The sequence below is a fragment of the Variovorax sp. YR634 genome, assembly GCF_900106655.1.
GTDB lineage: Bacteria > Pseudomonadota > Gammaproteobacteria > Burkholderiales > Burkholderiaceae_C > Variovorax.
In genome coordinates this window covers 96147-122051 of sequence record NZ_FNOL01000001.1, presented here as the reverse complement: position 1 = coordinate 122051, position 25905 = coordinate 96147, and the positions used below count along the sequence as shown (strand labels likewise).

At 67.6% G+C, this 25905-nt stretch carries 20 protein-coding genes; 10 read left to right on the top strand and 10 right to left on the bottom strand.

Features of this window, described 5'->3' with window-relative positions:
• The first annotated feature begins 14 nt into the window (after positions 1-14).
• From BLV60_RS00530 to BLV60_RS00510, 6 genes are all read left to right on the top strand, one after another.
• Entirely contained in the window at positions 15-2300 is a 2286-nt protein-coding gene (locus BLV60_RS00530; protein WP_093048278.1) for a phosphocholine-specific phospholipase C, read from the top strand.
• 108 nt (positions 2301-2408) lie between these two features.
• Complete coding sequence (locus BLV60_RS00525; protein WP_093050274.1) at positions 2409-4652, top strand: phosphocholine-specific phospholipase C; 2244 nt, start codon at positions 2409-2411, stop codon at positions 4650-4652.
• A gap of 129 nt (positions 4653-4781) precedes the next feature.
• Positions 4782-4955 carry a hypothetical protein gene (locus BLV60_RS34270; RefSeq protein WP_176928683.1) on the top strand — a complete coding sequence of 58 codons (174 nt, stop codon included), beginning with the start codon at positions 4782-4784 and terminating at the stop codon, positions 4953-4955.
• A 28-nt stretch (positions 4956-4983) separates the two neighbouring features.
• Positions 4984-7242 (top strand): phosphocholine-specific phospholipase C, encoded by a 2259-nt coding sequence (locus BLV60_RS00520; protein WP_093048275.1) that lies wholly within the window; start codon positions 4984-4986, stop codon positions 7240-7242.
• A gap of 20 nt (positions 7243-7262) precedes the next feature.
• Positions 7263-8657, top strand: coding sequence for an 8-oxoguanine deaminase (locus BLV60_RS00515; protein WP_093048272.1), 1395 nt, complete (start codon positions 7263-7265; stop codon positions 8655-8657).
• Positions 8658-8825: 168 nt separating this feature from the next.
• Positions 8826-10835 (top strand): lipoxygenase family protein, encoded by a 2010-nt coding sequence (locus tag BLV60_RS00510; protein WP_093048269.1) that lies wholly within the window; start codon positions 8826-8828, stop codon positions 10833-10835.
• Between the two features lie 18 nt (positions 10836-10853).
• On the opposite strand, the gene BLV60_RS00505 is transcribed toward BLV60_RS00510, so the two are convergent.
• From BLV60_RS00505 to BLV60_RS00495, 3 genes are read right to left on the bottom strand one after another with little or no spacing between them, the layout of a single operon-like run.
• Positions 10854-12140, bottom strand: coding sequence for a c-type cytochrome (locus BLV60_RS00505; RefSeq protein WP_093048266.1), 1287 nt, complete (start codon positions 12138-12140; stop codon positions 10854-10856).
• A 13-nt stretch (positions 12141-12153) separates the two neighbouring features.
• On the bottom strand, positions 12154-12861 hold the full coding sequence (locus BLV60_RS00500) for a c-type cytochrome (RefSeq protein WP_093048263.1): 708 nt from the start codon (positions 12859-12861) through the stop codon (positions 12154-12156).
• On the bottom strand, positions 12858-13046 hold the full coding sequence (locus tag BLV60_RS00495) for a DUF2970 domain-containing protein (RefSeq protein WP_093050271.1): 189 nt from the start codon (positions 13044-13046) through the stop codon (positions 12858-12860). Before BLV60_RS00495 ends, BLV60_RS00500 begins: the two co-directional genes overlap by 4 nt.
• A 99-nt stretch (positions 13047-13145) precedes the next feature.
• Between BLV60_RS00495 and BLV60_RS00490 the strand changes: the two genes are divergently transcribed.
• Complete coding sequence (locus BLV60_RS00490) at positions 13146-14564, top strand: aminotransferase-like domain-containing protein (protein WP_093050268.1); 1419 nt, start codon at positions 13146-13148, stop codon at positions 14562-14564.
• On the opposite strand, the gene BLV60_RS00485 is transcribed toward BLV60_RS00490, so the two are convergent.
• The 6 genes from BLV60_RS00485 to BLV60_RS00460 all read right to left on the bottom strand — a co-directional run bounded on the left by BLV60_RS00485 (position 14512) and on the right by BLV60_RS00460 (position 21955).
• Complete coding sequence (locus tag BLV60_RS00485; protein WP_093048260.1) at positions 14512-15777, bottom strand: MFS transporter; 1266 nt, start codon at positions 15775-15777, stop codon at positions 14512-14514. The genes BLV60_RS00490 and BLV60_RS00485 overlap by 53 nt on opposite strands.
• Before the next feature lie 301 nt (positions 15778-16078).
• Complete coding sequence (gene phnX / locus BLV60_RS00480; RefSeq protein WP_093048257.1) at positions 16079-16906, bottom strand: phosphonoacetaldehyde hydrolase; 828 nt, start codon at positions 16904-16906, stop codon at positions 16079-16081.
• Between the two features lie 49 nt (positions 16907-16955).
• Positions 16956-18095 carry a TIGR03364 family FAD-dependent oxidoreductase gene (locus BLV60_RS00475; protein ID WP_256328768.1) on the bottom strand — a complete coding sequence of 380 codons (1140 nt, stop codon included), beginning with the start codon at positions 18093-18095 and terminating at the stop codon, positions 16956-16958.
• Complete coding sequence (locus BLV60_RS00470; protein ID WP_093048255.1) at positions 18092-19807, bottom strand: putative 2-aminoethylphosphonate ABC transporter permease subunit; 1716 nt, start codon at positions 19805-19807, stop codon at positions 18092-18094. Before BLV60_RS00470 ends, BLV60_RS00475 begins: the two co-directional genes overlap by 4 nt.
• A gap of 2 nt (positions 19808-19809) precedes the next feature.
• Entirely contained in the window at positions 19810-20889 is a 1080-nt protein-coding gene (locus BLV60_RS00465) for an ABC transporter ATP-binding protein (RefSeq protein WP_093048252.1), read from the bottom strand.
• 31 nt (positions 20890-20920) lie between these two features.
• The gene (locus tag BLV60_RS00460; protein WP_093048250.1) at positions 20921-21955 is read right to left on the bottom strand and encodes a putative 2-aminoethylphosphonate ABC transporter substrate-binding protein; all 1035 of its coding nucleotides are present in this window, start codon (positions 21953-21955) and stop codon (positions 20921-20923) included.
• Between the two features lie 259 nt (positions 21956-22214).
• Here BLV60_RS00460 and BLV60_RS00455 point away from each other — a divergent pair, with 259 nt between their 5' ends.
• Together BLV60_RS00455 and BLV60_RS00450 are read left to right on the top strand one after the other, a co-directional pair.
• Positions 22215-22775, top strand: coding sequence for a phosphonate degradation HD-domain oxygenase (locus BLV60_RS00455; protein WP_093048247.1), 561 nt, complete (start codon positions 22215-22217; stop codon positions 22773-22775).
• A gap of 123 nt (positions 22776-22898) precedes the next feature.
• Entirely contained in the window at positions 22899-24692 is a 1794-nt protein-coding gene (locus BLV60_RS00450) for an ABC transporter ATP-binding protein/permease (RefSeq protein ID WP_093048244.1), read from the top strand.
• Here the strand turns inward: BLV60_RS00450 and queC are convergent.
• Positions 24674-25378 (bottom strand): 7-cyano-7-deazaguanine synthase QueC, encoded by a 705-nt coding sequence (gene queC / locus BLV60_RS00445; protein ID WP_093048241.1) that lies wholly within the window; start codon positions 25376-25378, stop codon positions 24674-24676. The genes BLV60_RS00450 and queC overlap by 19 nt on opposite strands.
• 84 nt (positions 25379-25462) lie before the next feature.
• On the opposite strand from queC, the gene BLV60_RS00440 reads away from it, so the two are divergent.
• Positions 25463-25873 (top strand): DUF2177 family protein, encoded by a 411-nt coding sequence (locus BLV60_RS00440; protein WP_093048239.1) that lies wholly within the window; start codon positions 25463-25465, stop codon positions 25871-25873.
• Positions 25874-25905: the final 32 nt, after the last annotated feature.

Below are 25905 nucleotides of genomic sequence, written 5' to 3'. Positions count from 1 at the left end.
CCAGGAACTAATCAATGACCTCCCGCCGCAAATTCCTCACGGGCACAGCCACGACTGGCGCCGCCGCCCTCGCGCTCTCTGCATTTCCGCCGAGCATCCGCCGCGCGCTCGCCATTCCGGCCAACAACAAGACCGGCACCATCCAGGACGTCGAGCACGTCGTGATCCTGATGCAGGAGAACCGTTCGTTCGACCACTACTTCGGCATGCTCATGGGCGTGCGCGGCTTCGGCGACCGCTTCGCCATTCCGCTGATCGGCGGGCGCCGCGTGTGGGAACAGAGCGACGCCGACGGCAAGGTGGTGCTGCCGTATCACCTCGACCAGACCCTGGGCAACGCGCAACGCGTCAGCGGCACGCCGCACAGCTGGCTCGACGCGCAGAACGCCTGGGACGGCGGGCGCCTCAACCAATGGCCGAAGTACAAGGCCACCGGCACGGCGCCCTTCACGCAATCGATGGGCTATCTGCAAGAGGCTGAACTGCAGTTCCAGTACGCACTGGCCAACGCCTTCACCGTGTGCGACAGCTACCACTGCGGCATGCACACCGGCACCAACTCCAACCGCCTGTTCCACTGGAGCGGCACCAACGGCCCCTCGGGCCAGACCAGCGCCGGCGTGGCGGGCGTCGCCTCGGTGGACAACACCTGGGAGAACCTGCGGTTTCCATGGGACCCCACCGACAACCCCGGTGTCGATTCGACCACCTTCGGCTGCAACTGGAAGACCTACCCGGAGCGCCTGCAGGACGCCAAGGTCAGCTGGATCGTCTACCAGAACCTGCCCGACAACTTCACCGACAACCCGCTGGCCGGCTTCCAGCAATACCGGGTGGCCAACAAGGCTTCAGGCAAGAACAACGAGCGCTACGACGGCGACGCCAGCCCGCCCGTGGGCACGACGCTGCCGGCCTGCGACCCCGCCAGCGACGATGCGGGCAACCCGCTCTACAAGGGCATCGCCAACACCATGCCCGACGGCGGCCTGCTCGGCGCGTTCAAGCAGGACGTGGCCAGCGGCAAGCTCGCGCAGGTGTCGTGGATCGTCGCTCCCGCCGATTACTCCGAGCACCCCGGACCTTCGAGCCCCGTGCAGGGCGCCTGGTACATCCAGCAGGTGCTTGATGCGCTCACCGCATCGCCCGACGTGTGGAGCAAGACGGTGTTCATCGTCAACTTCGACGAGAACGATGGCTACTTCGACCACGTGCCGTCGCCTTCCGCGCCGTCGATCAACCCCGACAAGAGCGCAGCGGGCAAGACCACGCTCGGCGACGCCGATGTCGCGTTCGAGCGCTACAACCACCCGCTGGTGCCCGGCACACCCAGCGGCGTGCCCCAGCCGGACGGCCGCGTCTACGGCCCCGGCCCGCGCGTGCCGATGTACGTCATCTCGCCATGGAGCCGCGGCGGCTGGGTCAACTCGCAGGTGTTCGACCACACCTCGGTGCTGCGTTTTCTTGAAGCGCGATTCGGCGTGAAGGAAACGAACATCTCGCCGTTCCGCCGCGCGATTGCCGGCGACCTGACCAGCGCCTTCAACTTCGCAACGCCCAACAGCGAAGTGCTGCCCACGCTCGCGGGCCGCAAGACCCAGGCCGAAGCAGATCAGTTGCGCCTCGACCAGGAAGCACTGGCGCAGGTGCCGCTGCCCTCCACGCCCGCGCTGCCGCGCCAGCCCACCGGCACCCGCCCCTCGCGCGCCCTGCCGTACGAACTGCACACCAGCGCCAAGGCCGACGTGGTCAACGGCAAGCTGCAGCTGCTGTTCTCCAACACCGGCAAGGCCGCGGCCGTGTTCCATGTGTACGACAAGCTGCATCTCGATCGCCTGCCGCGCCGCTACATGGTCGAGGCCGGCAAGATGCTCGACGACACCTGGGCCGCGATGACCGATGACGGCGGCGCCTACGACCTGTGGGTGCTCGGGCCCAACGGCTTTCATCGCCACTTCAAGGGCAACCTCAACGCACTGCGCACCAGCAATGCAACGCCCGAGGTTCGCGTGTGCTACGACATCGCCAACGGCAACGTCTACCTGAGCATGCGCAACGACGGCAAGACGGCGTGCCGGTTCACCATCAACGCCAAGGCCTATCGCAACGATGGCCCATGGACCGCGACGGTGAACGGCGGCGCCAGCGTCGACCAGCACTGGGAGCTTGCGAGCAGCGGCCAGTGGTACGACTTCGCAGTCACGTGCGATGCAGATCCGGCCTACTACCGCCGCTTCGCAGGCCGTGTCGAAACGGGCAAGCACACGGTGAGCGACCCGGCCATGGGCATGGCCGACCTCTGAGCGCCGATACATTCCGATGAGAGGATGAGCGCAAGCACCTCGTGCCTGCGCTCATCATCACGGCCTGTGCCCCTGACCCCGTCCATGAAGAACCACAACAACACACCCATGACATCACGCCGCAAATTTCTCACCAGCACCGCCACCACGGGCGCCGCCGCCCTCGCGCTCAGCGCGTTCCCACCCAGCATTCGCCGCGCGCTGGCCATACCGGCCAACAACGCCACGGGCACCATCAAGGACGTCGAGCACATCGTCATCCTGATGCAGGAGAACCGCGCCTTCGACCACTACTTCGGCACGCTCATGGGCGTGCGCGGCTTCGGCGACCGCTTCACCATTCCGCTTCCTGCTGACCGCAAGGTCTGGCAGCAGCTCGACGACGCCGGCAACGTGGTGCTGCCCTACTACCTCGACAGCACGAAGGGCAGCGCCCAGCGCGTGTCGAGCACGCCGCACACCTGGGTCGATGCGCACAACGCCTGGGACGGCGGGCGCATGTACCAGTGGCCGCGCTACAAGAAGGCCGGCAAGACGCCCTACCTGCAGTCGATGGGCTACCTGAAGGAAGCCGAATTGCCGTTCCAGTTCGCGCTGGCCAATGCCTTCACGATCTGCGACGACTACCACTGCGCGATGCACACCGGCACGCACGCCAACCGCTCCTTCCACTGGACCGGCACCAACGGCCCCACCTGCGCCAACGTGGCCTACGTGAACAACGTCAATGCCTGGAGCTCGACCGGCCCGTCGACCGAAGGCTACGAATGGAAGACCTACGCCGAGCGGTTGCAGGAGGCCAACGTCAGCTGGATGGTCTACCAGAACATTCCCAACAACTATGGCTGCAACCCGCTGCTGGGCTTCAAGCCCTACCGCAAGGCGAACGAAGCTTCGGGCAAGCCGGTGAGCACCTCGCTGCCGCAAGGCGCGTCGCCGGCCTACGCGCCCGGCGACGACGTGGGCAACCCGCTCTACAAGGGCACGGCCAACACGCTGCCGGTGGCCGATCAGGCCGCCTTCGACGCGGGTGCGATCATGGATGCGTTCCGCGCCGACGTGAAGAACGGCCGGCTGCCGCAGGTGTCGTGGGTGATTCCGCCCGACGTGTACTCCGAGCACCCCGGCCCGTCGAGCCCGGTGCAGGGCGCCTGGTACGTCCAGCAGGTGCTGGACGCGCTCACCGCCGTGCCCGAGGTGTGGAGCAAGACGGTGCTCTTCGTGAACTTTGACGAGAACGACGGCTACTTCGACCACGTGCCCTCGCCCTCCGCGCCTTCGCCCAACCCCGATGCATCGACGCTCGCTGGCAAGAGCACGCTGCCTGCGCAGGACATGAGCTACGAGTACTTCACGCACCCCGCGCCGCCCGGCATTCCCACCGCGCAGCCCACGCCCGACGGCAACGTGTACGGCCCCGGCATGCGCGTGCCGATGTACGTGATCTCGCCGTGGAGCCGCGGCGGCTGGGTCAACTCGCAGGTGTTCGACCACACCTCGGTGCTGCGCTTCGTCGAGGCGCGCTTCGGCGTGAAGGAGGACAACATCAGCCCGTTCCGCCGCGCGGTGTGCGGCGATCTCACGAGCGCCTTCAACTTCGCGACGCCCAACACCGAGGTGCTGCCGGTGCTCGCGGGCAGCCGCACCAAGGCCGAGGCCGACAAGGTCCGCGCCGACCAGGACGTGCTGCCGCAGGTGGTGCCGCCGGCCAACGCGCAATTGCCGCAGCAGGCCACGGGTACGCGGCCCTCGCGCGCCTTGCCCTACGAGCTGCACACAAGCGCCAAGGTCGACGCGACCGGCGGCAAGCTGCAGCTGCTGTTCGCCAACACCGGCAAGGCCGCGGCAGTCTTCCACGTGTACGACAAGAAGCATCTCGATCGCCTGCCGCGCCGCTACATGGTCGAGGCGGGCAAGACGCTCGACGACACCTGGACGCCCGCCGCCGGAGACAACGGCCTCTATGACCTGTGGGTGCTCGGTCCCAACGGCTTCCATCGACAGTTCAAGGGCAATGTGAATGCGCTGGGCACGAGCAACGCTGCACCCGAAGTACGCGTGTGCTACGACATCACCAACGGCAATGTCTACCTGAACATGCGCAACGACGGCAAGGCGACTTGCAAGTTCACCATCACCGCCAAGGCCTACCGCACAGACGGCCCGTGGACTGCGAGCGTGAACGGCGGCGCCAACGTAGACCAGCACTGGGAGCTTGCGAACAGCGGCCAGTGGTACGACTTCGCAGTCACCTGCGACGCCGACCCGGCCTACTACCGCCGCTTCGCCGGCCGCGTGGAAACCGGCAAGCACACGGTAAGCGACCCCGCGATGGGCATGGCCGACCTCTGAGCCTCGCCATGCATCGATGACGAGGCGTGAAGCGCGCGCAACGCGCGCTTACACCTCGGCATCGAAGGGTTCATCTCGATGTCACCCGGGCTTCCTAGCCTCGGCGCACAACATCGAGAGGATCTCCCCATGCGATTCATCACTTCGCGCACGCATCTCGCGTGCGCGCTGCTCTTCATTGCCTGCGCGTTCTCCGCATGCGGCGGCAGCGACGGTGGCGGCTTCGCCGGCCTGCCCACACCGGACACCACGACACCCCCACCGGATACGGGCGTCAAGCCCGAAAAGCGCTGCGCTCCCTGATCGCCCGAAGAACCACAACAAGCTGCCCATGAATTCACGCCGCAAATTCCTCACCGGCACGGCCACCACCGGCCTTGCCGCCCTCTCGCTCAGCGCCTTCCCGCCCAGCATCCGCCGCGCACTCGCCATTCCGGCCAACAACAAGACCGGCACCATCCAGGACGTCGAGCACATCGTCGTGCTGATGCAGGAAAACCGCTCCTTCGACCACTACTTCGGCACGCTGCCGGGCGTGCGCGGCTTCGGTGACCGCTTCACCGTTCCGCTGCCGGGCGGGCGCAACGTGTGGCAACAGAGCGATGCCGATGGCAAGCTCGTGCTGCCCTACCACCTCGACCAGACCAAGGGCAACGCGCAGCGGGTGAGCGGCACGCCGCACGAGTGGCTCGACAGCCAGGAAGCATGGGACGGCGGCCGCCTCTCCCAATGGCCGCGCTACAAGACCAGCGCAGCCATGGGCTACTTCAAGGAAGCGGAAGTGCCGTTCCAGTTCTCGCTGGCCAACGCCTTCACGCTCTGCGACAGCTACCACTGCGCCATGCACACCGGAACGGACGCCAACCGCTCCTTCCACCTGACAGGCACCAACGGCTCGACCGCGCAGAACGTTGCCTTCGTCAACAACGAGTGGGACTGGCTCGACGGACGCGCTTCCGCCGTGAACACCGGCTACACGTGGAAGACCTATGCCGAGCGGCTCGAAGACGCAGGCGTGAGCTGGATCTGCTACCAGAACATGCCCGACGAATGGGGCGACAACATGCTCGGCGCCTTCCGCCAGTTCAGGCGCGCCAACCGGGCATCCCCTTTCCCGGTCTCCAGCGGCGGCGCTCCCAACGCGCCCTATTCCAACAGCGGCCAGGCAACGCCCTATCACGCCTACGACCCCGCCAGCGACAACCCGGGCAACCCGCTCTACAAGGGCATCGCCAACACCTTGCCGGGCAACAAGCCGGAGGAGTACCTGGATGCGTTCCGCAGCGACATCAAGGCCGGCCGCCTGCCGCAGGTGAGCTGGATCAACGCCCCGTCCATCTATTGCGAACACCCCGGCCCATCCAGCCCGGTGCAAGGCGCCTGGTTCCTGCAGGAAATACTGGACGCGCTGACAGCCGTGCCGGAGGTCTGGAGCAAGACCGTGGTGCTGGTCAACTTCGACGAGAACGACGGCTACTTCGACCATGTGCCGTCGCCGTCAGCGCCATCGCTGATCAACCCCATCGACTCCAGGAGCGCCGCCGCGGGCAAGACGACGCTCGCCGATGCCGACCTGGCACACGAGTACTTCACGCAGCAGCCACCGGAAGGCAGCAGTTCGCAGCCTGCACCCGACGGCCGCGTGTTCGGCCCCGGCCCGCGCGTGCCGCTGTACGTTCTCTCGCCATGGAGCCGCGGCGGCTGGGTCAACTCACAGGTGTTCGACCACACCTCGGTGCTGCGCTTCATCGAAGCGCGCTTCGGCGTGAAGGAGCCCAACATCTCGCCCTACCGCCGCGCCGTGTGCGGCGACCTCACGAGCGCCTTCAACTTCGCGACGCCCAACAGCGAGGCCCTGCCCACGCTCACCGGCCGCAAGAACAGGACCGAGGCCGACAAGCTGCGCCTCGACCAGGAAGCGCTGACGCAGGTGCCGCTGCCGCTCGATCCGCAGTTGCCGAAGCAGCCCATCGGCACGCGCCCCTCGCGCGCCCTGCCGTACGAACTGCACACCAGCGCCAAGGCCGACGTGGTCAACGGCAAGCTGCAGTTGCTGTTCCTCAACACCGGCAAGGCGGCTGCCGTGTTCCACGTCTACGACAAGCGCCACCTCGACCGCCTGCCGCGCCGCTACATGGTCGAAGCGGGCAAGAAGCTCGACGACACCTGGGCCGCAATGGCCGACGACGCCGGCCTCTACGACCTGTGGGTGCTCGGTCCCAACGGCTTTCACCGTCACTTCAAGGGCAACCTCAACACGCTGCGCGCGGGCGATGCGGCGCAGCCCGAGGTGCGCGTGTGCTACGACATCGCCAACGGCAATGTCTACCTGAACATGCGCAACGACGGCAAGGCAACGTGCAAGCTCACCATCGTCGCCAAGGCCTACCGTACAGACGGGCCGTGGACCGCGACGGTGAACGGCGGCGCCAGCGTCGACCAGCACTGGGATCTCGCAGCCAGCGGCCAGTGGTACGACTTCGCCGTCACCTGCGATGCAGATCCAGCCTACTACCGCCGCTTCGCCGGCCGCGTCGAAACCGGCAAGCACACGGTGAGCGATCCGGCCATGGGCTTGCCCGACCTCTGAGCCCCGGCAAGAATGCCGGCATGCTGATGATTCTTCGACATGCCGACGTTCTGCTCACCATGGACGCCGCCCGGCGTGAGATCGCCGACGGCGCCGTGGTGTGCGACGGGCCCGCGGTGGCCTGGGCAGGCCCCACGGCCGACCTTCCCATCGCGTATCACGACGCCCTGCGCAACGGCCAGGCCGAGGCCATCGACATGCACGGCCATGTGGTGATGCCGGGCCTGGTCAACACGCACCACCACATGTACCAGAGCCTCACCCGCGCCGTGCCGGAGGCGCAAGACGCCGAGCTGTTCGGCTGGCTCACCAACCTGTACCTGCTGTGGGCACGCCTCACGCCCGAGATGATCCGCGTGTCGACGCAGACCGCGATGGCCGAGCTGATGCTCTCCGGCTGCACCACCACCAGCGACCATCTCTACCTGTTTCCCAACGGCTCGAAGCTCGACGATTCGATCGAGGCGGCGGACGCCATGGGCATGCGCTTTCACGCAGCGCGCGGCAGCATGAGCGTGGGCCGCAGCGCAGGCGGCCTGCCGCCCGATGAGGTGGTAGAGACCGAAGAAGCCATCCTGCGCGACAGCGAACGGCTCATCGGCCGCTGGCACGACGCGTCGCGCCATTCGATGCGCCGCATCGTGCTCGCGCCGTGTTCTCCGTTCTCGGTGTCGCGCGACCTGATGCGGCTTTCGGCCGAGCTGGCGCGTGAGCGCGGCGTGTCGCTGCACACGCACCTGGCCGAGAACGACAACGACGTGGCCTATTCGCGCGAGAAGTTCGGCATGACGCCGGCCGAGTACGCCGAAGACCTCGGCTGGGTCGGCCGCGACGTGTGGCACGCGCACTGCGTGAAGCTCGACGAGGCCGGCATCGCGCTGTTCGGCCGCACCGGCACCGGCGTGGCGCACTGCCCTTGCTCCAACATGCGGCTGGCCTCGGGCATCGCGCCCATCGGCGCAATGCGCCGCGCGGGCGTGCCCGTGGGGCTGGGCGTGGACGGCAGCGCGTCGAACGACGGCGCGCACATGCTGGGCGAAGCACGGCAGGCCATGCTGCTGCAGCGCGTGGGCTACGGCCCGGCGGCGATGACGGCGCGCGAGGCGCTGGAAATCGCCACGCTGGGCGGCGCGCGCGTGCTGGGGCGTGACGACATCGGCGCGATCGCGCCCGGCATGTCGGCGGACATCGTCGCCTTCGACATGCGCGGCGTGGCGCATGCGGGCGCGGGGCACGACCCGGTGGCTGCGCTGGTGTTCTGCACGCCGGGGACGGTGTCGCTGAGCGTGATCAACGGGGCGGTCCGCATCCGCGACGGCGGCTTTACCGGGCTGGAGCTGGCTCCGCTGCTGGCAAGGCATCGCGACCTTGCACGCACGCTCTACGACGGCGCGCGGCACCCGCACACGGCCTGAGCTCCCCGGCAGCGCCGGTTGAGTGCCTTCGAGCCCTAGGCACCAACCCTTATTGCCAACGCCAGAGCCCCTCCGCAGAATCCGCCCACTGAATAGAACGACCGTTCTATTCAGTGGCCGAGCACGCCATCGGCCTTCCCCAGATTCACAACAACAGGGAATTGCTCGATGAAGCGCAGAGACATCCTCAAATGGTCCGCCTCGGCAGGCGGCCTGGGCCTGCTGGCCGGCAAGCCATCCACCGCCTCGGCGGCCCTGCCGGTGCTCAAGCCCACGCTGCCGCAGAAGATCGACCCGATCAGCGCCACGCTGCGGCGGCTCGAACTGGTGGGACGGCAGACAACTTACCTCTGGACCGAATCGCACATCAACCTGGCCGGCGTGCCGATGGGCGCGGTGGTGCCCCCGGGCGAACTGCCGGCGCTGGAGCACCAGCTAAAGACCATCGCGAAGGCGCTGGAAGCCGTTACCAATTTCGCGGCCTCGTTCGCCACCAGCGCGCTGGCCTCGGGCAGCCTGCAGTCGCTCGACAACCTGCGCACGCGCCTGGCTGGCCTGCAGGCCAGCTTCGACCAGTTGCTGGCAGCCAACGGCGGGCTGGCGACGCTGCCGGCAACGGTGCTGAACCTGCTGGACACGCTCACGGGCACGGCGGGCGACATCGCCACGCAGCTCAAGCAGATTCACCACGACCTGCTGTCGCAGGGCCCGCTGGGCGCGCTGAACGGGCCGAAGACGGTAGCGCAGTACGACGCGCTGTTCGTCACCATCGAAAAGCCGGCCATCTCGCAGCTGCTGCACGACAACGACCTGTTCGCGGCCATGCGCGTGTCCGGGCCCAATCCGATGCTGATCCAGCGAGCGACGGCGCTGCCGGCGAAGTTTCCGCTGAGCGACGCGCAGTACCGGCAGGTGATGGGCGCCGGCGACAGCCTCGCCGATGCCGCCGCCTCAGGCCGGCTCTACCTGCTCGACTACGAAGGCCTGGGCGACATGGCGCCGGCGGGCCCGCAGGTCAAGCCTCTCACGGGCACTGCCTACATCCATGCGCCCATCGCGCTGTTCGCCCGACCCAAGACCGGCCGCTCGCTGGTGCCGGTCGCAATCCAGTGCGGACAAGACCCGACGCTGAGCCCGATCTTCCTTCGCGTGGACGACACCGCCAACGCCGAGGCCTACTGGGCATGGCAATCGGCAAAGACCGCGGTGCAGGTGGCGGACTTCAACTACCACGAGATGTTCGTGCACCTGGGCCGCACGCACCTGATGTCGGAGGCCTTCGCGATGGCCACGCAGCGCCAGTTCGCAACTGCGCATCCGCTGAGCCGGCTGCTGTCGCCGCACCTGGAGGGCGCGATGTTCATCAACGAGTTCGCGACGCTGATCATCATGGCGCCGCTGACCACGGGCGACGTGATCCTCACCGCGCCCATCGATACGCTGCAGCGCGAGTGCGGCCGTGACCGGCTGGCCTACGACTTCTACGACTGCATGATGCTGCCCAACGACCTGCGCACGCGCGGCGTGGACGACACGGCGGCGCTGCCCGACTACCCGTACCGCGACGACGCGCTGCTGGTGTGGAACGCCATCGCGCAATGGGTCGGCGACTACGTGGCCACCTACTACCTGAGCGACGCCGATGTCACCGGCGACTACGAGCTCAAGGCCTGGGCCACCGAGCTCGCGACCAGCGGCAAGGTGCACGGCTTCCGGCCGATCACCACGCGCGCGCAGCTCATCGACGTGTTGACCGCGATCATCTTCAACGCCAGCGCGCAGCATGCGGCGGTGAACTTCCCGCAGTACTCGGTGATGACCTATGCGCCCTTCAGCGCTGGCGCGGGCGGTGTGCCGGCGCCGACAAGCAACGCGGGTCAGAACGAAGCAAGCTGGTCGCAGATGCTGCCTTCGCGGCTGGCGGCGCAGGAGCAGATCCTGCTGTTCCACATCCTCGGCGGCGTGTACTACCGGCCGCTGGGCGAGTACAAGGACAACGTCTTTCCGCACCTACCGGTGCTGCTGGACCCGGCCATCGTCGGGCAAGGCGGGCCGCTGGAGCGCTTTCGCAACGCGCTCGTCGGCATCGAGAACACCATCCGCCAGCGCAACACCACGCGCACGCGGCCTTACGAGCACCTGCTGCCGAGCCGCATTCCTTCGAGCACGAACATCTGAAGCGGATGCGGGCGCCGCTCAGCGGCGCATGGTGTCCAGCTGCGTGACGGGCGCGCTGTCGTTGCCCCACGAACCGCGCACGTAGGTGAGCACGGCCGCGACCTCGGCCGCATCCAGCGTCTGGCCGAACGGCGGCATGCCGTAGGGACGCGGATTGCCGGGGGTCGAGGGCAGGAAGCCGCCATGTGCGATCACCTGGATCAGGTTGGTGGGCCGCGCCATGTTGACTGCGCGGTTGCCCGCGAGCGGGGGGTAGGCGCCTGCCGCGCCCTGCCCCTCGTCGCCATGGCAGTAGGCACAGCGCTGGTCATAGATCTTCGCGCCGCGCGTCATGGTGCCGGCATCGCGGCGGATGGGGGCCTTCGCGATAACGGCGTCGGCCTCGGGCTTCGGCGCGTCGGGCAGGTCCTTCAGATAGCTCGCCATGGCCGTCAGGTCGGCTTCGCTCAGGTACTGCGTGCTGCGGAACACCACATCGGCCATCGGGCCCATGACCGAGCCGCGCGGTGCGACACCGCTCTTGAGCAGCGCCACCACGTCGGCCGCGGGCCAGTCGGCCACGCCGGCTTCATGCGGATCGTTGAGCGAAGGTGCGTACCAGTTCTCGACGGCGATGAGGCCGCCCGAAAGGCCCAGCCTGGTTTCGGTCGCACCCAGCGAATTGCGACTGCCGTGGCAGGCGATGCAATGGCCCAAACCGTTGACCAGGTAGGCACCCCGGTTCCATTCGGCCGGCTTGCCGGCATTGGCCACGAAGGGCTCGGGCTTGAACGACAGCACGCGCCACACGGCCAGTGCCGCCTGCGTGTCGTAGGGGAAGCGCAGCCGGTGCGCCTTGTTGGGCTCGGCTGCGGGCGGCACGCTGCGCAGATAGGCGTAGATCGCGTCCGAATCCTCGCGCGTCACCTGCGTGAAGTTGGGGTACGGAAACGCCGGGTACAGCAGCCGCCCGTCCTTGCTGCGGCCGTTGTGCATCGCGCGCCAGAAGTGCGCGCTGCTCCAGCCGCCGATGCCGGCCTTGTCGTCGGGCGTGAGGTTGCTCGAATAGATGGTGCCGAAGGGCGTTTCGATCGGCAGGCCGCCCGCATAGGGCTGGCCGCCGCGCGTGGTGTGGCAGCCCGCGCAGTTGCCGGCCAGCGCGAGGTAGCGTCCGCGCTCGACCAGTTGCGGCGTGGCGGCGAAGGCTTCGGCTTGCGCGGGCAGCGGGTCTTCGCCGCGCAGGTTCATGGCCACGATGCCGCCGGCGGCGGCTGCGCCGAGCACGATCAGCGCCAGCAGCGTCCAGGCCAGGTGTCGGAGTTTCATGGGCGCTGCTCCGTCACTTCGGCATGCCGCCGCAAGTCACCGGCAGCGGCGCGGGCAGCGAGGCCGCGGGCTTCGTGTCGGCCGGCATCGGCTGCACGGCAAGCCAGCTCGCAACGGCGTTGATGTCGGCGGTGCTCATGCGCCGGCCGATGTCGGCCATGCAGTCGGGCGGCAGCGCATGCCGCTCGCTCGTGAGCCAGGCGCCGAGCTGCGACGACACATAGAGCCGCGGCAGCCCCAGCAGCCCCGGAATGGCCGGCTGCACGCCCGTGAGCGCCGCGCCATGGCATTGCACGCAGGCGGGTATGCCGCGCGCCGCATCGCCTTCGCGCACGAGCTGGCGGCCGCGCTGAAGCTGTTCGGGCGTTGCATCGCTGGTGGGGGAAATCGGCGGATAAGGCAGCTGCAGCCCGGCAAAGTACTCGGCCATCTCGCGCAGGTACGCATCCGACAGGTGCTGCACCATGTACGCCATGTCGCTGTTGAAGCGCCGGCCGTCCCTGAAGCTCACGAGCTGGTTGAACAGGTAGCCGGCCGGCTTGCCCGCCAGACGCGGAAAGTAGCCCGCATTGGTGGTCGCGCCCTCGCGGCCATGGCAGGCGATGCAGGCGGCCACGCGCTGCTCGATGGTGTCGGGCACCGTGGCCGGCGTCGCGGCGCCCGCCATGCCCTGCACGGCGAGCAGCAGCCCGGCAACGACGAGGCGAATGTGCAGCTTCATGTACCGGCAGCGTAGTGCGCCAGCGCCAGCAGCCCCGCGATCAGCAGCAGCACCATCACGAATGCCACGCCGATCAGCGGCAGGATGCCGACTTGCGCGGTCCGCTTGTCGGCGTCGGCGCGGCGGCCACCCAGCCCGATGAAACTCCAGAGAACGGCGCGCACCGCGCGCATGAGATTCGACATGGGGTCGAGTGTGGCCCAGTCGGGCCAGAAAAAACAGATGCAGATCCGCACCAATTGACCGGTGCAGATAAAGTGCTGCCGAATGAAGAACACCCCGCGATGAAGCGATATGAAGCCCTGGCCGCCGACATCGAGGCCTCGATCCGCAACGGCACCCTGAAGACCGGCGACCGCCTGCCCTCGGTGCGCCACACCGGGCAGAGCCGCGGGGTCAGCGCATCGACCGTGTTCCAGGCCTACTACCTGCTGGAGGCGCGCGGCCTCGTGCGCGCACGCGACCGCTCGGGCTACTACGTGGCTGGAGGCGGCCTTCGCGATGCGCCGCCCGAATCCACCCACACCTCGCGCCCGGCAGATGGGCCGCTGTCGCTCGACGTGAGCGACAAGGTGTTCGACATCCTCGAGGCCAGCATGTCGCGCAAGGTCGTGCCCTTCGGCTCGGCCTTTCCGAGCCCCTTGCTGTTTCCGCTGGCGCGGCTCGGACAGTTCATGGCCGCGAGCGCCAAGTCGCTCGACCCGTGGAGCACGGTGGACGACCTCACACCCGGCAGCGCGGCGCTGCGCCGGCAGATCGCGCTGCGCTACCTGGCCGACGGCATGCCATTGCCGGCCGACGAAATCGTCATTACCAACGGCGCGCTCGAAGCGCTCAACCTCTGCCTCGCGGCGGTCACGCGGCCGGGCGACGCGGTGATCGTCGAGTCGCCCACCTTCTACGCGGCGCTGCAGGCGCTGGAGCGCATGGGCCTGCGGGCCATCGAGGTGCCGACGCATCCGGGCGAAGGCATCGACCTCGAAGCGCTGGAACTGGCCATCGCGGCACACAAGCCCACCGCGTGCTGGCTCATGACCACCTTCCAGAACCCGCTGGGCAGCCTGATGCCCGATGCAAAGAAGAAGGCGCTGGTGGAGCTGCTCGCGCGGCACGAGCTGCCGCTGATCGAGGACGACGTGTATGCCGAGCTCTACTTCGGCGAGCGGCGTCCCGCGCCAGCCAAGGCCTTCGACACACAGGGGCTGGTGCTGCACTGCTCGTCGTTCTCGAAGTGCCTGGCACCCGGCTATCGCATCGGCTGGACCTCGGCCGGCCGCTTCGCGCGCAAGGTCGCGCGGCAGAAGCTCACGACCACGCTCAGCACCTCGGCGCCCGCGCAGCTGGCGCTAGCTGGCTATCTCGAAAAAGGCGGGCTCGACAAGCATTTGCGCAAGCTGCGGCAGACGCTGGCGATGCAGCAGGCCACCTTCGCGCAGGCCGTGGGCCATTACTTTCCGCCGGGCACGCGCGCAACGCGGCCGCTGGGCGGGTACTTCCTGTGGGTCGAGCTGCCGGCGCGCGCGAACGCGCTGGAGATTCACCGCAAGGCGCTGGAGCTCGGCATCAGCGTCGCGCCCGGGCCGATCTTCTCGGCCACGCGCGCCTTCACCAACTGCCTGCGGCTGAACTACGGCCACCCGTGGAGTGCGCTCAGCGAGCAGGCGATGCAGACACTCGGCCGGCTGGCTGCCGAAGCGTCCTGAACAGCAGGAAAGCCGCGATGCTCACGTTCACCAGGTTCCAGCCGATGCCGTTCAGAAAGGCCGCGTGGTAACTGCCCGTGAGGTCGAACACCTTGCCCGACATCCACCCGCCCAGCGCCATGCCGAACAGCGTGAACATCAGCACCGTGCCCACGCGCGCGCCCGCCTCCTTCGGCGGAAAGTGCTCGCGCACGATGATCGCGTACGACGGCACGATGCCGCCCTGGAACAGCCCGAACAGCGCCGAGATCACGTAGAGCGGCACCAGCCCGTCGAAAGGCAAAAACAGCAGCAGTGCCACGCACTGCAGCAAGCCGCCAAGCAGCAGCGTGCGCAGCCCGCCGATGCGGTCGCAGATGGCGCCCGACACCAGCCGGCTCACGATGCCGAAGCCCAGCATCAGCGACAGCATCATCGCGCCTTGCGCCGGCCCGTAGCCCAGGTCGCCGCAGTAGGCCACGATGTGCACCTGCGGCATCGCCATCGCCACGCAGCAGGCCACGCCGGCCACGCACAACAGGCTCTGTGCCGCACCCATGCTCAGGCCGAAAGGCCGCGTCATGTCGCGCACCGCGGCCCTGTTCGAAGCGTTGGTGGGCGGTGCATCAGCCAGCGCAGGCGGCCGCGCGCGGAAGAACAGGGCAAGCAGCGCCATCGTCAGCCCGCAGAAGATGCCCATGCCGATGTAGGTCTGGCGCCAGCCCACCGTTTCGACGAAGTGCTGCGCGATCGGTGGCCACACCGCGCCCGCGAGGTAGTTGCCGCTCGCGCACACCGCCACCGCGATGCCGCGCCGCTTGACGAACCACAGCGAGGTGTCGGCCACCAGCGGCGCAAAAGCCACCGAGCTGCCGAGCAGGCCGACCAGTAGCGCCTGCGCGATGGTGAAGGACACGATGCCGCCCGAGAGGCCAGTCGCGATGTACCCCGCACCGAGGAACACGGAGCCCATCAGCAGCGGCCGCATCACGCCGACGCGGTCGGCCAGCTTGCCCATCAGCACGCCGCCGAAGCCGAAGCCCAGCATCAGCAGCGTGTAGGGCAGCGAGGCGTCGGCACGCGCGACGCCGAACTCGGCCTGCACCGCGGGCAGCATCACCGACACCACGTACATGCCGCTGCTGCCGACCGTCATGACGAGCAGCGTGAGGCCCAGGCGCACCATGGCGTAGCGTGAATCCGCCTGATGGGTGGTTGTCTCGTTTGTCTTCATTTTTGTCTCCGCGACGAGGATACCCCGTGACGCGGAAACGCGAGGCACGCGCAGAGCCCGGTGGTGTCAAACCACCTTCAGTCTCGGCATTGGCTCAGTGTGCGAATGGCGCGGGTGTGGCGACAAAGCTCGTCGAAGCCTTCGGCATGGGGCCACCCGGCTTCGGCCTGTCGTCGCACGCGGCCGTCAGCAGGCCCACGCAGAACAGAAGAAGAACAAGGCTTGTGCTTCTCATCATGGCGGGCATGCTATGCCCGCGAAGGCATGCGTCAAGTCGGACGCTGCCGCTTCTGGCTACAGGTCAGGCGACGACAGGCCGCTCGCCGCGCTGCAGCCGGCGTTCGATGTCTTCCAGCACTTGCGGCAAGTCGGCCACGCTGTCGATCACGTAATGCGCGCCGGCCGCTTCGAGTTCGGCGGTGGCGCGTGCGCGGCGCTCTTGCTGCTGGCCTTCATCGAGCGCCTGCCATTCGGCCAGCGTGAGACCGTTCACGTTGCCACTGACGGCCACGCCCACGGCCCAGGTGCCCGCGTTGAGGCCTTCCTGCAGGCCGACGCCGGTGTCGTCGACCTTCACCACGGTGTGCGGCGGCCACACACCGAGGTCGGCGAAGCAGCGGTACATCATGAGCGGCGACGGGCGGCCTTCGGCGAGGTCGCCGCCGCACACGAGGTTGTCGGGCGCATAACCGCCGGCCGCGGCAATGGGCGCGACCACTTCCATGATCGGGCGGTTGTAGCCGGTGGTGGAGCCGATCTTCAGGCCGCGCTGGCGCAGCACGCCGACTGCATCGAGAGCGCCCGGAATGAAGTCGGCATGGTCGCGCGCGCTGGCTGCGTTCATGGGCGTGAAGATTTCATACAGCTTGTCGGCATCGGCGTCGTTGAACGCATGGCCGTGCTTTGCTTCCCACTGGGCATTGATGCGCGGCAGCGTGCCCAGCGCCTTGATGTGGTCCCACTTGGCCACGCCCATCGGTCCGCGCGCCTCGGCGATGGTGATGTCTATGCCGAACTGCTCGAACAGCTTCACGAAGGCACCCATGGGGGCGCAGGAGCCGAAATCGAGGATGGTGCCGGCCCAGTCGAAGACGACGGCCTGGAGCTGGGAGTGGTTGTGGGCGTTCATGGCGGCTGAGATGAAGAGGTTCGGAAGGAAGGCAACGGCCTTGCAGCCGTCACCAGGCGTTGAAGACGTCGTGCGCGATGCCGAAACCGGTGCTCGCGCCGCTGCCGCTGGTGACCAGCACCACGCGCGTGGCGTCGTCGGGCGCGTCGATCACGCAGGGCGTGGTCTTCGATGAGGGGTACACGCCGGTCCAGCGCTCGGTGACCTGCGCGGCCTCGAGGTTCAGCGTGCTGCGCAGGTGGCGCAGGATGAGCTGGTCGACCTCCTCCATTGCGAAGGGCTCGGGCGCGTCGGCGTAGTGGTGCGAATCGCCGACCACCAGCGATCCGTCGGCGCTCTGCACCACGATCAGATGGATGCCGTGAGCGAGCGATGCGGCCTCCTCCTGCTGCAGGCGTGCGCGCAGCGCGGCGGCTTCGGGCAGCGTGCTGTAGCCCTCGTAGCGCACGAGGCTCAGGTCCATCATCACGGAGCCCGGCAGACGAAAGCCCGCTTCGGGCTTCACACGCAGCATCTGCAGGCGGCACAGCGTGAGGTCGCGCGCGGCAATACGGCCAGCGAACAGGCCGTGCAGATCGGTGTTGGTGCAGACCACCACGCGCTCGGCATGCAGCGTGCCGAGCGAGGTACGTACGCGGGGCGTTTCGACTTCGAGCACGGCTTCGCTGAAACGGAAGGTCACGCCGTGCGCCTCGGCCAGCCATTTGGTCAGCAGGCCGATGGCGGTGCGCGATTCGACGCGCAGTTCGTGCGGGCTGAAAAGCACCGAGCGCGCATCCGCCAGGCTCAGCGCCGGCGCCTTGGCCTGCGCATCGGCGGCGTCGAGCAGTTCGCAGCCCTTGCCCATCGGCGTGCGCATGAAGGCTTCGAGCACGTCGTGCGCCTCGGGGCGATAGGCCGCGAGCCAGAGGTTGCGGTGCACGACCTCGATGCCGGCCTGCGGTGCGACCTCGTTCCACACACCGCGGGAATGCATCGCGCGGCGCCACATGTCGCCCGGCGCCTGGCCGGTGATGGTGATGAAGCCGAAGTTGCGAATCGAGGCGCCGATGCAGGCTGCGTCGCGCTCGACTACGCAGACCTTGAGGCCGCGCTGCACGGCGCTGTAGGCGTGGGCCAGGCCGACGATGCCGGCGCCGACCACGATGAGATCGAAGCTGTCGGGGTCGTGTGCGGGGGCAGCGATCACCGTTGTCTCCAGGCCTGGGTGCGCTTGAGCGCCCACTGCCCGGCCAGCGCGAACACGCCTCGGCCGATGGCGGCAGTGAGCATGATCAGCGAAGCCATGGCGGCGGCGGGCGCGACGTCGCCGGCGTCGTCCATGTTGAGCACGGCGATGGCTGCGAGCGTGGTCTGCGGCGAGTAGAGGAACACGACGGCCGACACTGTCGTCATCGCGTTGACGAAGAAATAGCCGCCCACGTTCAGCACGGTCGGCAGCGCCACCGGCAGGTGCACGCGCCACAGCGTGCGCCAGAACGGCACGCCCATCGACTCGGACACCAGCTCGTATTCGCGGTCGAGCTGGCGCAGCGCCGTGAGCGAAGTCAGGTGCGCCACCGAGAAGAAGTGCGCCACCGTGCACACCACGAGGATGGTCATGCTGCCGTAGATGGCACGCAGCGGGTTCGAAGGCGAGATGAAGAAGAAGATGTAGCCCACACCAAGCACCAGCCCTGGCACCGCGAGCGGCAGGTTGGCCAGCAGGTTCAGCAGTTCGCGCAGCAGGCCGAAGTGGCGCGGCTTCTCGACGAAATAGGCCGAGATGAAGGTGATGAATGCACCCGCCACTGCCGCGCACACGGCCAGCCGCAGCGAGTTGAAGTAGCTGCCCCAGCCGCCCCCGTCCATGTTGCTGAAGTCGTAGTTCTTGAACGACGGCACGAGGTTGTAGGGCCAGTAGGTGGCCAGCGAGGCGAACACCGCCATGCCGATCATCACGAAGATGCCGCAGGCCGTGAGCACGCAGAAGGCCAGCAGCGCGCGGTCGCGTACCTTCACGGCCTCCGGCTGGTAAGGCGTGGCGCGCGCCGACAGCGCCGCCGCCTGCTTGCTGCGCACGTGGCGCTCGACCAGGAACGACAGCACCGCCGGAATCAGCAGCACGAGGCCGACCACCGCGCCCATCTGGAAGTTCTGCTGCCCGACCACCTGCTTGTAGATGTCGGTCGCGAGCACGCCGGTCTGCCCGCCCACCACCTTCGGCACGCCGAAGTCGGTGATGACCAGCACGAACACGACCATCGCGGCCACGATGAGGCCGTAGCGCGAGGCCGGCAGCGTCACCGTGCGGAAGATGCGCCAGCGCGAGGCGCCCAGCGTCTGCGCGGCCTCGTAGAGCCGGCCGTCGGAGGTGGCCATGGCGGTGGTGAGGATCAGCAGCGCATGCGGCAGCGTCCAGAACACCGAGCCGAGCACGATGCCCAGCGGGCCATAAATGGACGCGCCGCCCAGCAGCCCCTTGAACAGACCCTGGTTGCCGAACAGGTAGACGAGGCTGATCGCGGGCAGCAGCGAAGGCGCGAGCAGCGGCACCAGCGCCACCGCGCGCAGCAGGCCCTTGGCCGGCATGCAGGACAGCGTGAGCCCGTAGGCGTACACGTAGGCGATGCCCGTGCAGATCACGGCGCTGAGGGCTGCGAGCCCCAGGCTGTTGAAGGCCGACTGCACCAGCGCCGGGTTGTCGAGGTAGCGCGCGAAGTTGGCAAGGCCCACGAACGCGCCCGCGTGGTCGAAGAAGCTCTGGCCGACCAATGCGCCGACCGGCAACGCGACGATCACCACCAGCAGCAGCACGACCAGCAACACGGCCGCGCCCGTCAGCCAGCGCTCGCGGTCGAATGCGCTGCCACGCGCCACCACCACCGGCACAACGGCGATGGCGTCGGGAGAACTGCTCATGCTCAGTTCGCCAGGACCGACAGCGCGTTCAGGGGCAGCTGGATATGCACCATGCTGCTAGGCACCAGCGGATCGCTGCCGCCGCCGCGCGCATCGGCGGGCAACTCGGCCTCGATCTCGATGCCCAGCGGCTCGCAGGCCAGACGGGCCGAAGTGCGGTTGCCGAAGAACTCGGTGTCGAGCAGGCGTGCCGCAAAGCTGTTGGCGCCGAGCTCGGTGCCGAAGCGCTTCACGACCACGTGCTCGGGGCGGATGCCCACTGTTGCCTGCGAACCGACGCTGAGGCTGCCAGGTGCGCAGAACAACTCGCTGTCGCGCACGCGCACCTTGCCGTCGGGCAGCACGGTGGCCGGCAGCATGTTCATGCGGCCCACGAAGCCCGCCACGAAGCGGGTACGCGGCTGGCGGTACAACTCGTCGGGCGTGCCGGCCTGCTCGATGCGGCCGTTGTGCATCAGCACCACGCGGTCGGCCATCGAGAGGGCTTCTTCCTGGTCGTGCGTGACCATGATGGTGACGATGCCCAGGCGCTTCTGCAGCGCGCGGATTTCGCTGCGCAGGCTGGCGCGCACCTGCGCGTCGAGCGCGGAGAGCGGCTCGTCGAGCAGCAGCAGGCGCGGGTTGGGCGCAAGCGCACGCGCCAGTGCAATGCGCTGCTGCTGTCCGCCCGAGAGCTGGACGGGGTATTTGTCGGCATGCGCGGCCAGGCCGACGAGGTCGAGCATCTCGCGCGAGCGCTTGGCCATCTCGCGGGCCAGTGCGCCCGTGGGGTGCAGGCCGTAGACGATGTTCTGCGCAGCTGTCAGGTTGGGGAACAGTGCGTACGACTGGAACACCACGCCGAATCCGCGCGCCGCGGGCGGCAGGCCCGCGATGTCCTGGCCGCCGAGCAGGATCTGGCCGCTGTCAGCACGCTCGATGCCGCAGACGATGCGCAGCAGCGTGGTCTTGCCGCAGCCCGAGGGGCCGAGCAGGCACACGAACTCGCCGGGCTCGATGTCGAGATCGATGCCGTCGAGCACGCGTGTGGCGCCAAAGGACTTGCCGATGCCGCGAAGGGAAAGAAAGCTGCTGCTCGTCATGACCTGGTACCGCTTGGCTTCAACGACAGGATCAAAGCGGCTTCTTTTCCGACTTGGACTCGTAGCGCTTCGACCATTCCGTCAGGATGCGGTCGCGGTTGGCTGCCGCCCAGTTGAAGTCGTTCTTGGCGAGCAGCTTCTCGACGTCGCCCGGCACGAATTCAAGCTTTTCCTGGATGCCCGGCAGCGCGAGCACCGCGAAGTTCTTGGCATACAACTCGTTGGCCTGCTTGGTCACGGCCCAGTCGGCGAGCGCCTTGGCTGCGTCCTGCTTCTTGCTGGTCTTCATGATGCCGGTGGCTTCCATGTCCCAGCCCAGGCCTTCCTTTGGCAGCACGATGTCGATGGGAGCGCCATCGCGCTTGGTCTTGTTGGCGCGGTATTCGAAGGACATGCCGAGCGCGAACTCGCCGGCGCCGGCCTGGCGGCAGGGCTTGCTGCCCGACTGGCTGTAGATGCCGATGTTCTGGTGCAGCGCGTCCATGTACTTCCACGCCTTTTCTTCACCCATCATCTGGATCCAGCCCGACACCATCAGGTAGCCGGTGCCCGAGGCGGCCGGGTTGGGCATGGTGATCTGGCCCTTGTAGACCGGGTTGGTCAGGTCGGCCCAGCTGGTGGGCTTGGGCAGGTTCTTCTTCTGCGCTTCGGCGGTGTTGAAGCAGATGGCCGAGGACCACACGTCCATGCCGACCCACTTGGGCGGGTTGGCCGCATCGCGCATGGTCGGCTTGATGGCGTCCAGGCCCTTGGGCGCGTAAGGCTGGAGCATGCCTTCCTTGTCGAGCAGCATCAGCGAGGTGGCGGCCAGGCCCCACACCACGTCGGCCTGCGGGTTGGCCTTTTCGGCCAGCAGCTTGGCGGTGACGATACCGGTCGAGTCGCGCACGAACTTCAGCTCGATGCTCGGGTTCTCCTTTTCGAATGCAGCCTTGTAGGCCTGCACCTGGTCGGCTTCGAGCGCGGTGTAGACCAGCAGCTCGGTGCGGCCCTGGGCCGATGCGGCGAAAGCCAGCGAGAACAGGGCGGCCGGCACGAAGGCCCAGCGGAGTTGACGGTGCAGCATGGTGGAGGTTCTCTTGGGAAAAGTAGAAAGGACGCGATGCGGGACACACGGGCAGGCAAGCGAAAGTACGCAAGTGCCGTTCAGCGATGCGGGCGATGCTGGCACCGGCATGTGACAGGAATTTGTCAGATGCCCTAGAAACACCCAAATACCCATAAATACACTCGAGGCCGGCGATGTCGCGGCGGCTTCGTCATCCGCATGTCATTGCGTCGCGTCAAGCTGCCGGAGTTATTCCCTGTGTTTTCGCTTCGCTTTCATGACACTCGACCTTGCCGAGATCGCCCGCCTGTTCGCTGAACGCGGTGGAGTCGCGTACGCGGGCGAGCCCGTGTCCCAGCTGGAACATGCGCTGCAATGCGCCTGGCTCGCGGAACAGGCCGGCGCGAGCGATTCACTGGTCACCGCCGCGCTGCTGCATGACCTGGGCCACCTGCTGATCGCCGAGCACCAGACGCTATCGCAGTCTCCTACCCAACTGGGCATCGACGACCGCCATCAATACATCGCACTGCCCTTGCTGCGCGGCGCCTTCGACATCGAAGTGCGCGAGCCGATCCGCCTGCATGTGGACGCCAAGCGCTACCTGTGCGCGACGCGGCCCGACTATTTCTCGAAGCTCTCGCCCGATTCGGTGCGCAGCCTGGCCCTGCAAGGCGGCGTGATGGACGCGGAAGCGGCGCAGCGCTTTGCCACGCACCGCTGGTCGGGCGACGCGGTGCGGCTGAGGCTGTGGGACGAAGAGGCGAAGGCGCAAGGGCTGCAAACGCCGCCGCTGGCGCACTTCCTGGCGACGGCGGCCAGGGTCATGTTGCACTGACGGGCCTGTTTTTCGGAGGCTGGGCAAGGTTTCAGGCCGATTTCAGGCCGGATTAAGAAACTCTTGTCTACGATGGTTTCTTCATGATGACCGGCGCCGCACGGGCGCCTGCGAGGAAACCACATGTCTTCATCCGTCACCGCGCGCGCGAGCACGTTCATCCAGGTACTGCGCCGCGTCTTCTCGCTCGCGGCGCCCTACTTCCGGTCCGAGGAGAAATGGCGCGCGCGCGCCATGCTGCTGACCATCGTCGCGCTCAACCTCTTCTATGTATATGTGGCGGTGCTGGGCAACCAGTGGTACGGGCGCTTCTACGACGCGCTACAGAACAAGGACGTGACGACCTTCTGGCGCGAAGTGCGCGTGTTCGGCTGGATCGCCTTCTTCAACATCGCGGTGCAGGTGCTGAAGTTCTACATAACCCAGCTGCTGCAGCTGCGCTGGCGCACCTGGATGACGCGCAGCTACCTGTCGCGCTGGATGGCGGACCGCACTTTCTATCACCTGGAACTCGCACGCTACGCCAACAAGGACGGCCACACGCCGGACAACCCCGACCAGCGCCTCCAGGAAGACATGCAGATCTTCACCAGCTCCACGATGACGCTCTCGATGGGCCTGTTGAACGCCGTCGTCACGCTCCTGAGCTTCATCGGCCTGCTCTGGGGGCTGTCGGGCAATTTCTCGTTCACCTTCAGCGGCACCACCTACCAGATCGTCGGCGCGATGGTCTGGCTGGCACTGGGTTATTCCATCGTCGGCACCGTCGTCACGCATTTCATCGGCCGTCCGCTGATCGGGCTGAACTTCAGGCAGCAGCGCTATGAGGCCGATTTCCGGCATCACCTCGTGCGCGTGCGGGAGTACAGCGAAGCCATCGCACTGGACCACGGCGAGAAGGTCGAGCGCGGCCAGCTCGACCTGCGCTTCGGCGACGTGCTGCGCAACTACCTGCTGCTGATCAAGCAACAGAAGAACCTCGTCACTTTCACCTCGTTCTTCGGGCAGGCGGCGGTGATTTTTCCGTTTCTCGTGGCGGCGCAGCAGTACTTTGGCGGCGCGTTCCAGCTCGGCCACCTGATGCAGATCGGCTCGGCCTTCGGCAAGGTGCAGGAGTCGCTCAGCTGGTTCGTCGACAACTACGACAGCGTGGCCGTCTGGCGCGCCACCACCGACCGTCTCACCAGCTTCGACGACAGCATGACGGCCCATGCCTCGCGGGACGACGCCCTGCAGCGCGCGCCCTCGCAGATGCTGCAAACCGACGACCTCGCAGTCGCGCTGCCGAACGGCACGCCGCTGCTCGCCGGCGCCGCGCTGGCGGTGAAGCCCGGTGACAGCGTGCTGCTGCAAGGACCCTCGGGCAGCGGCAAGTCGACGCTGTTCCGCTCGTTCGCGGGCATCTGGCCGTTCTCGAAGGGCAAGCTGCAGGTGCCCGACAACGTCGCCTTCATGCCCCAGCGGCCCTACGTGCCCGACGGCAAGCTGCGCGATGCGCTGACCTACCCCAACCCCGCATCGAACTTCAGCGACGACCAGCTGCGCCAGGCCCTGACCGACGCGCTGCTGCCCGACCTCGTGAGCCGCCTGGACGACAGCGACGCCTGGAGCCAGAAGCTCTCCGGCGGCGAGCAGCAGCGCCTGGCCATCGCGCGGGTATTGCTCAAGAAACCGGCATGGCTGTTCGCCGATGAGATCACCAGCGCGCTCGATGCGCAGGCCGAGAGCGTGCTCTACAAGCGGCTCGCCGCCACGGTGCACGCCGCCGGCGGGGCGATGGTGTCGATCGCGCACCGCGCGGCCGTGGGCGACTTCCACAACCAGCGATGGACGCTGGTGCCGCAGGAAGACGGCGCCGCCGGCGGCGCACGCTACCGGCTGAACACCTCAGCGGGGGTTCAGCCCGCCGCGGCATAGCGCTCCCAGCCCTTCTTGCGCAGGTCGCAGGCAGGACACTCGCCGCAACCGTAGCCCCAGGCCTGGCGGTGCACGCGGTCGCCGAGGTAGCAGGTGTGGGTCTCTTCCACGATCAGGTCGACCAGCGGCTCGCCACCCAGACGGTGCGCCATGGTCCAGGTCTCGGCTTTGTCGATCCACATGAGCGGCGTCTCGATGACGAGGCGGCGCTCCAGCCCGAGCGACAGCGCAAGCTGCATCGCCTTCATGGTGTCGTCGCGGCAGTCGGGGTAGCCCGAGAAGTCGGTCTCGCAGACACCGGTGACGATCACCTGCAGCCCGCGCCGGTAGGCCAGTGCGCCGGCCAGCGTGAGAAACAACAGATTGCGCCCGGGCACGAAGGTGTTGGGCAGGCCGTCGGCCTGCATGGCGAAGGCGACCTCTTCGGTGAGCGAGGAGCCGCCGAGCTGCGCCAGCGCTGCGAGCGTGAGCACATGGTCTTCGCCCAGGCGCGGCGCCCAGTCGGGAAAGCGCTCGCGCATCTTCGAGAGGATGGTGCCGCGCACGTCGAGCTCGACGCGGTGGCGCTGCCCGTAGTCGAAGCCCAGGGTTTCGACGCGCTGGTACTTCGAGAGCGCATCGGCGAGGCAGGTGGTCGAGTCCTGGCCGCCGGAGAACAGAACGAGGGCGGTGGTGTGCAGGGGCATATCCGTCGGCGGCGGTGCATGCCGCCGTAGTCCAAAGGCGCGATTTTCGCAGGCTGCCCCGGGGGCGTGGATACGATCTCCCGCATGAACGCCAAACACCTGCTTGCATGGGTCGCCACTTTCGCGGTGCTGCTGGCGCTCGACGTGCTCTGGCTCGGCTTCGTCGCCAAGAACATGTACCAGCAGGCCATGGGCGATCTGATGTCGCCGAATCCGCGGCTGGGCTTCGCGGCCCTGTTCTACCTCACCTACCCCGTCGGCCTGCTGGTGTTCGCGATCGTGCCCGGCCTGCGGGCACGCGGCGTGACGCGGGCGGCGCTGCTGGGCGGGCTGTTCGGCCTGTTCTGCTACGGCACCTACGACCTCACCAACCTCGCCGTGATCCGCGACTGGCCGCTTGCGCTGTCGTTCATCGACATGGCATGGGGCACGCTTGTGAGCGGCCTTGCCGCGGCAGCCGGCGCAGCGGCGCTGCGCTGGTTCGCGTCGCGCTGAGTAGTCGCCTCAGTTAGCCGGCGTGCGTGACG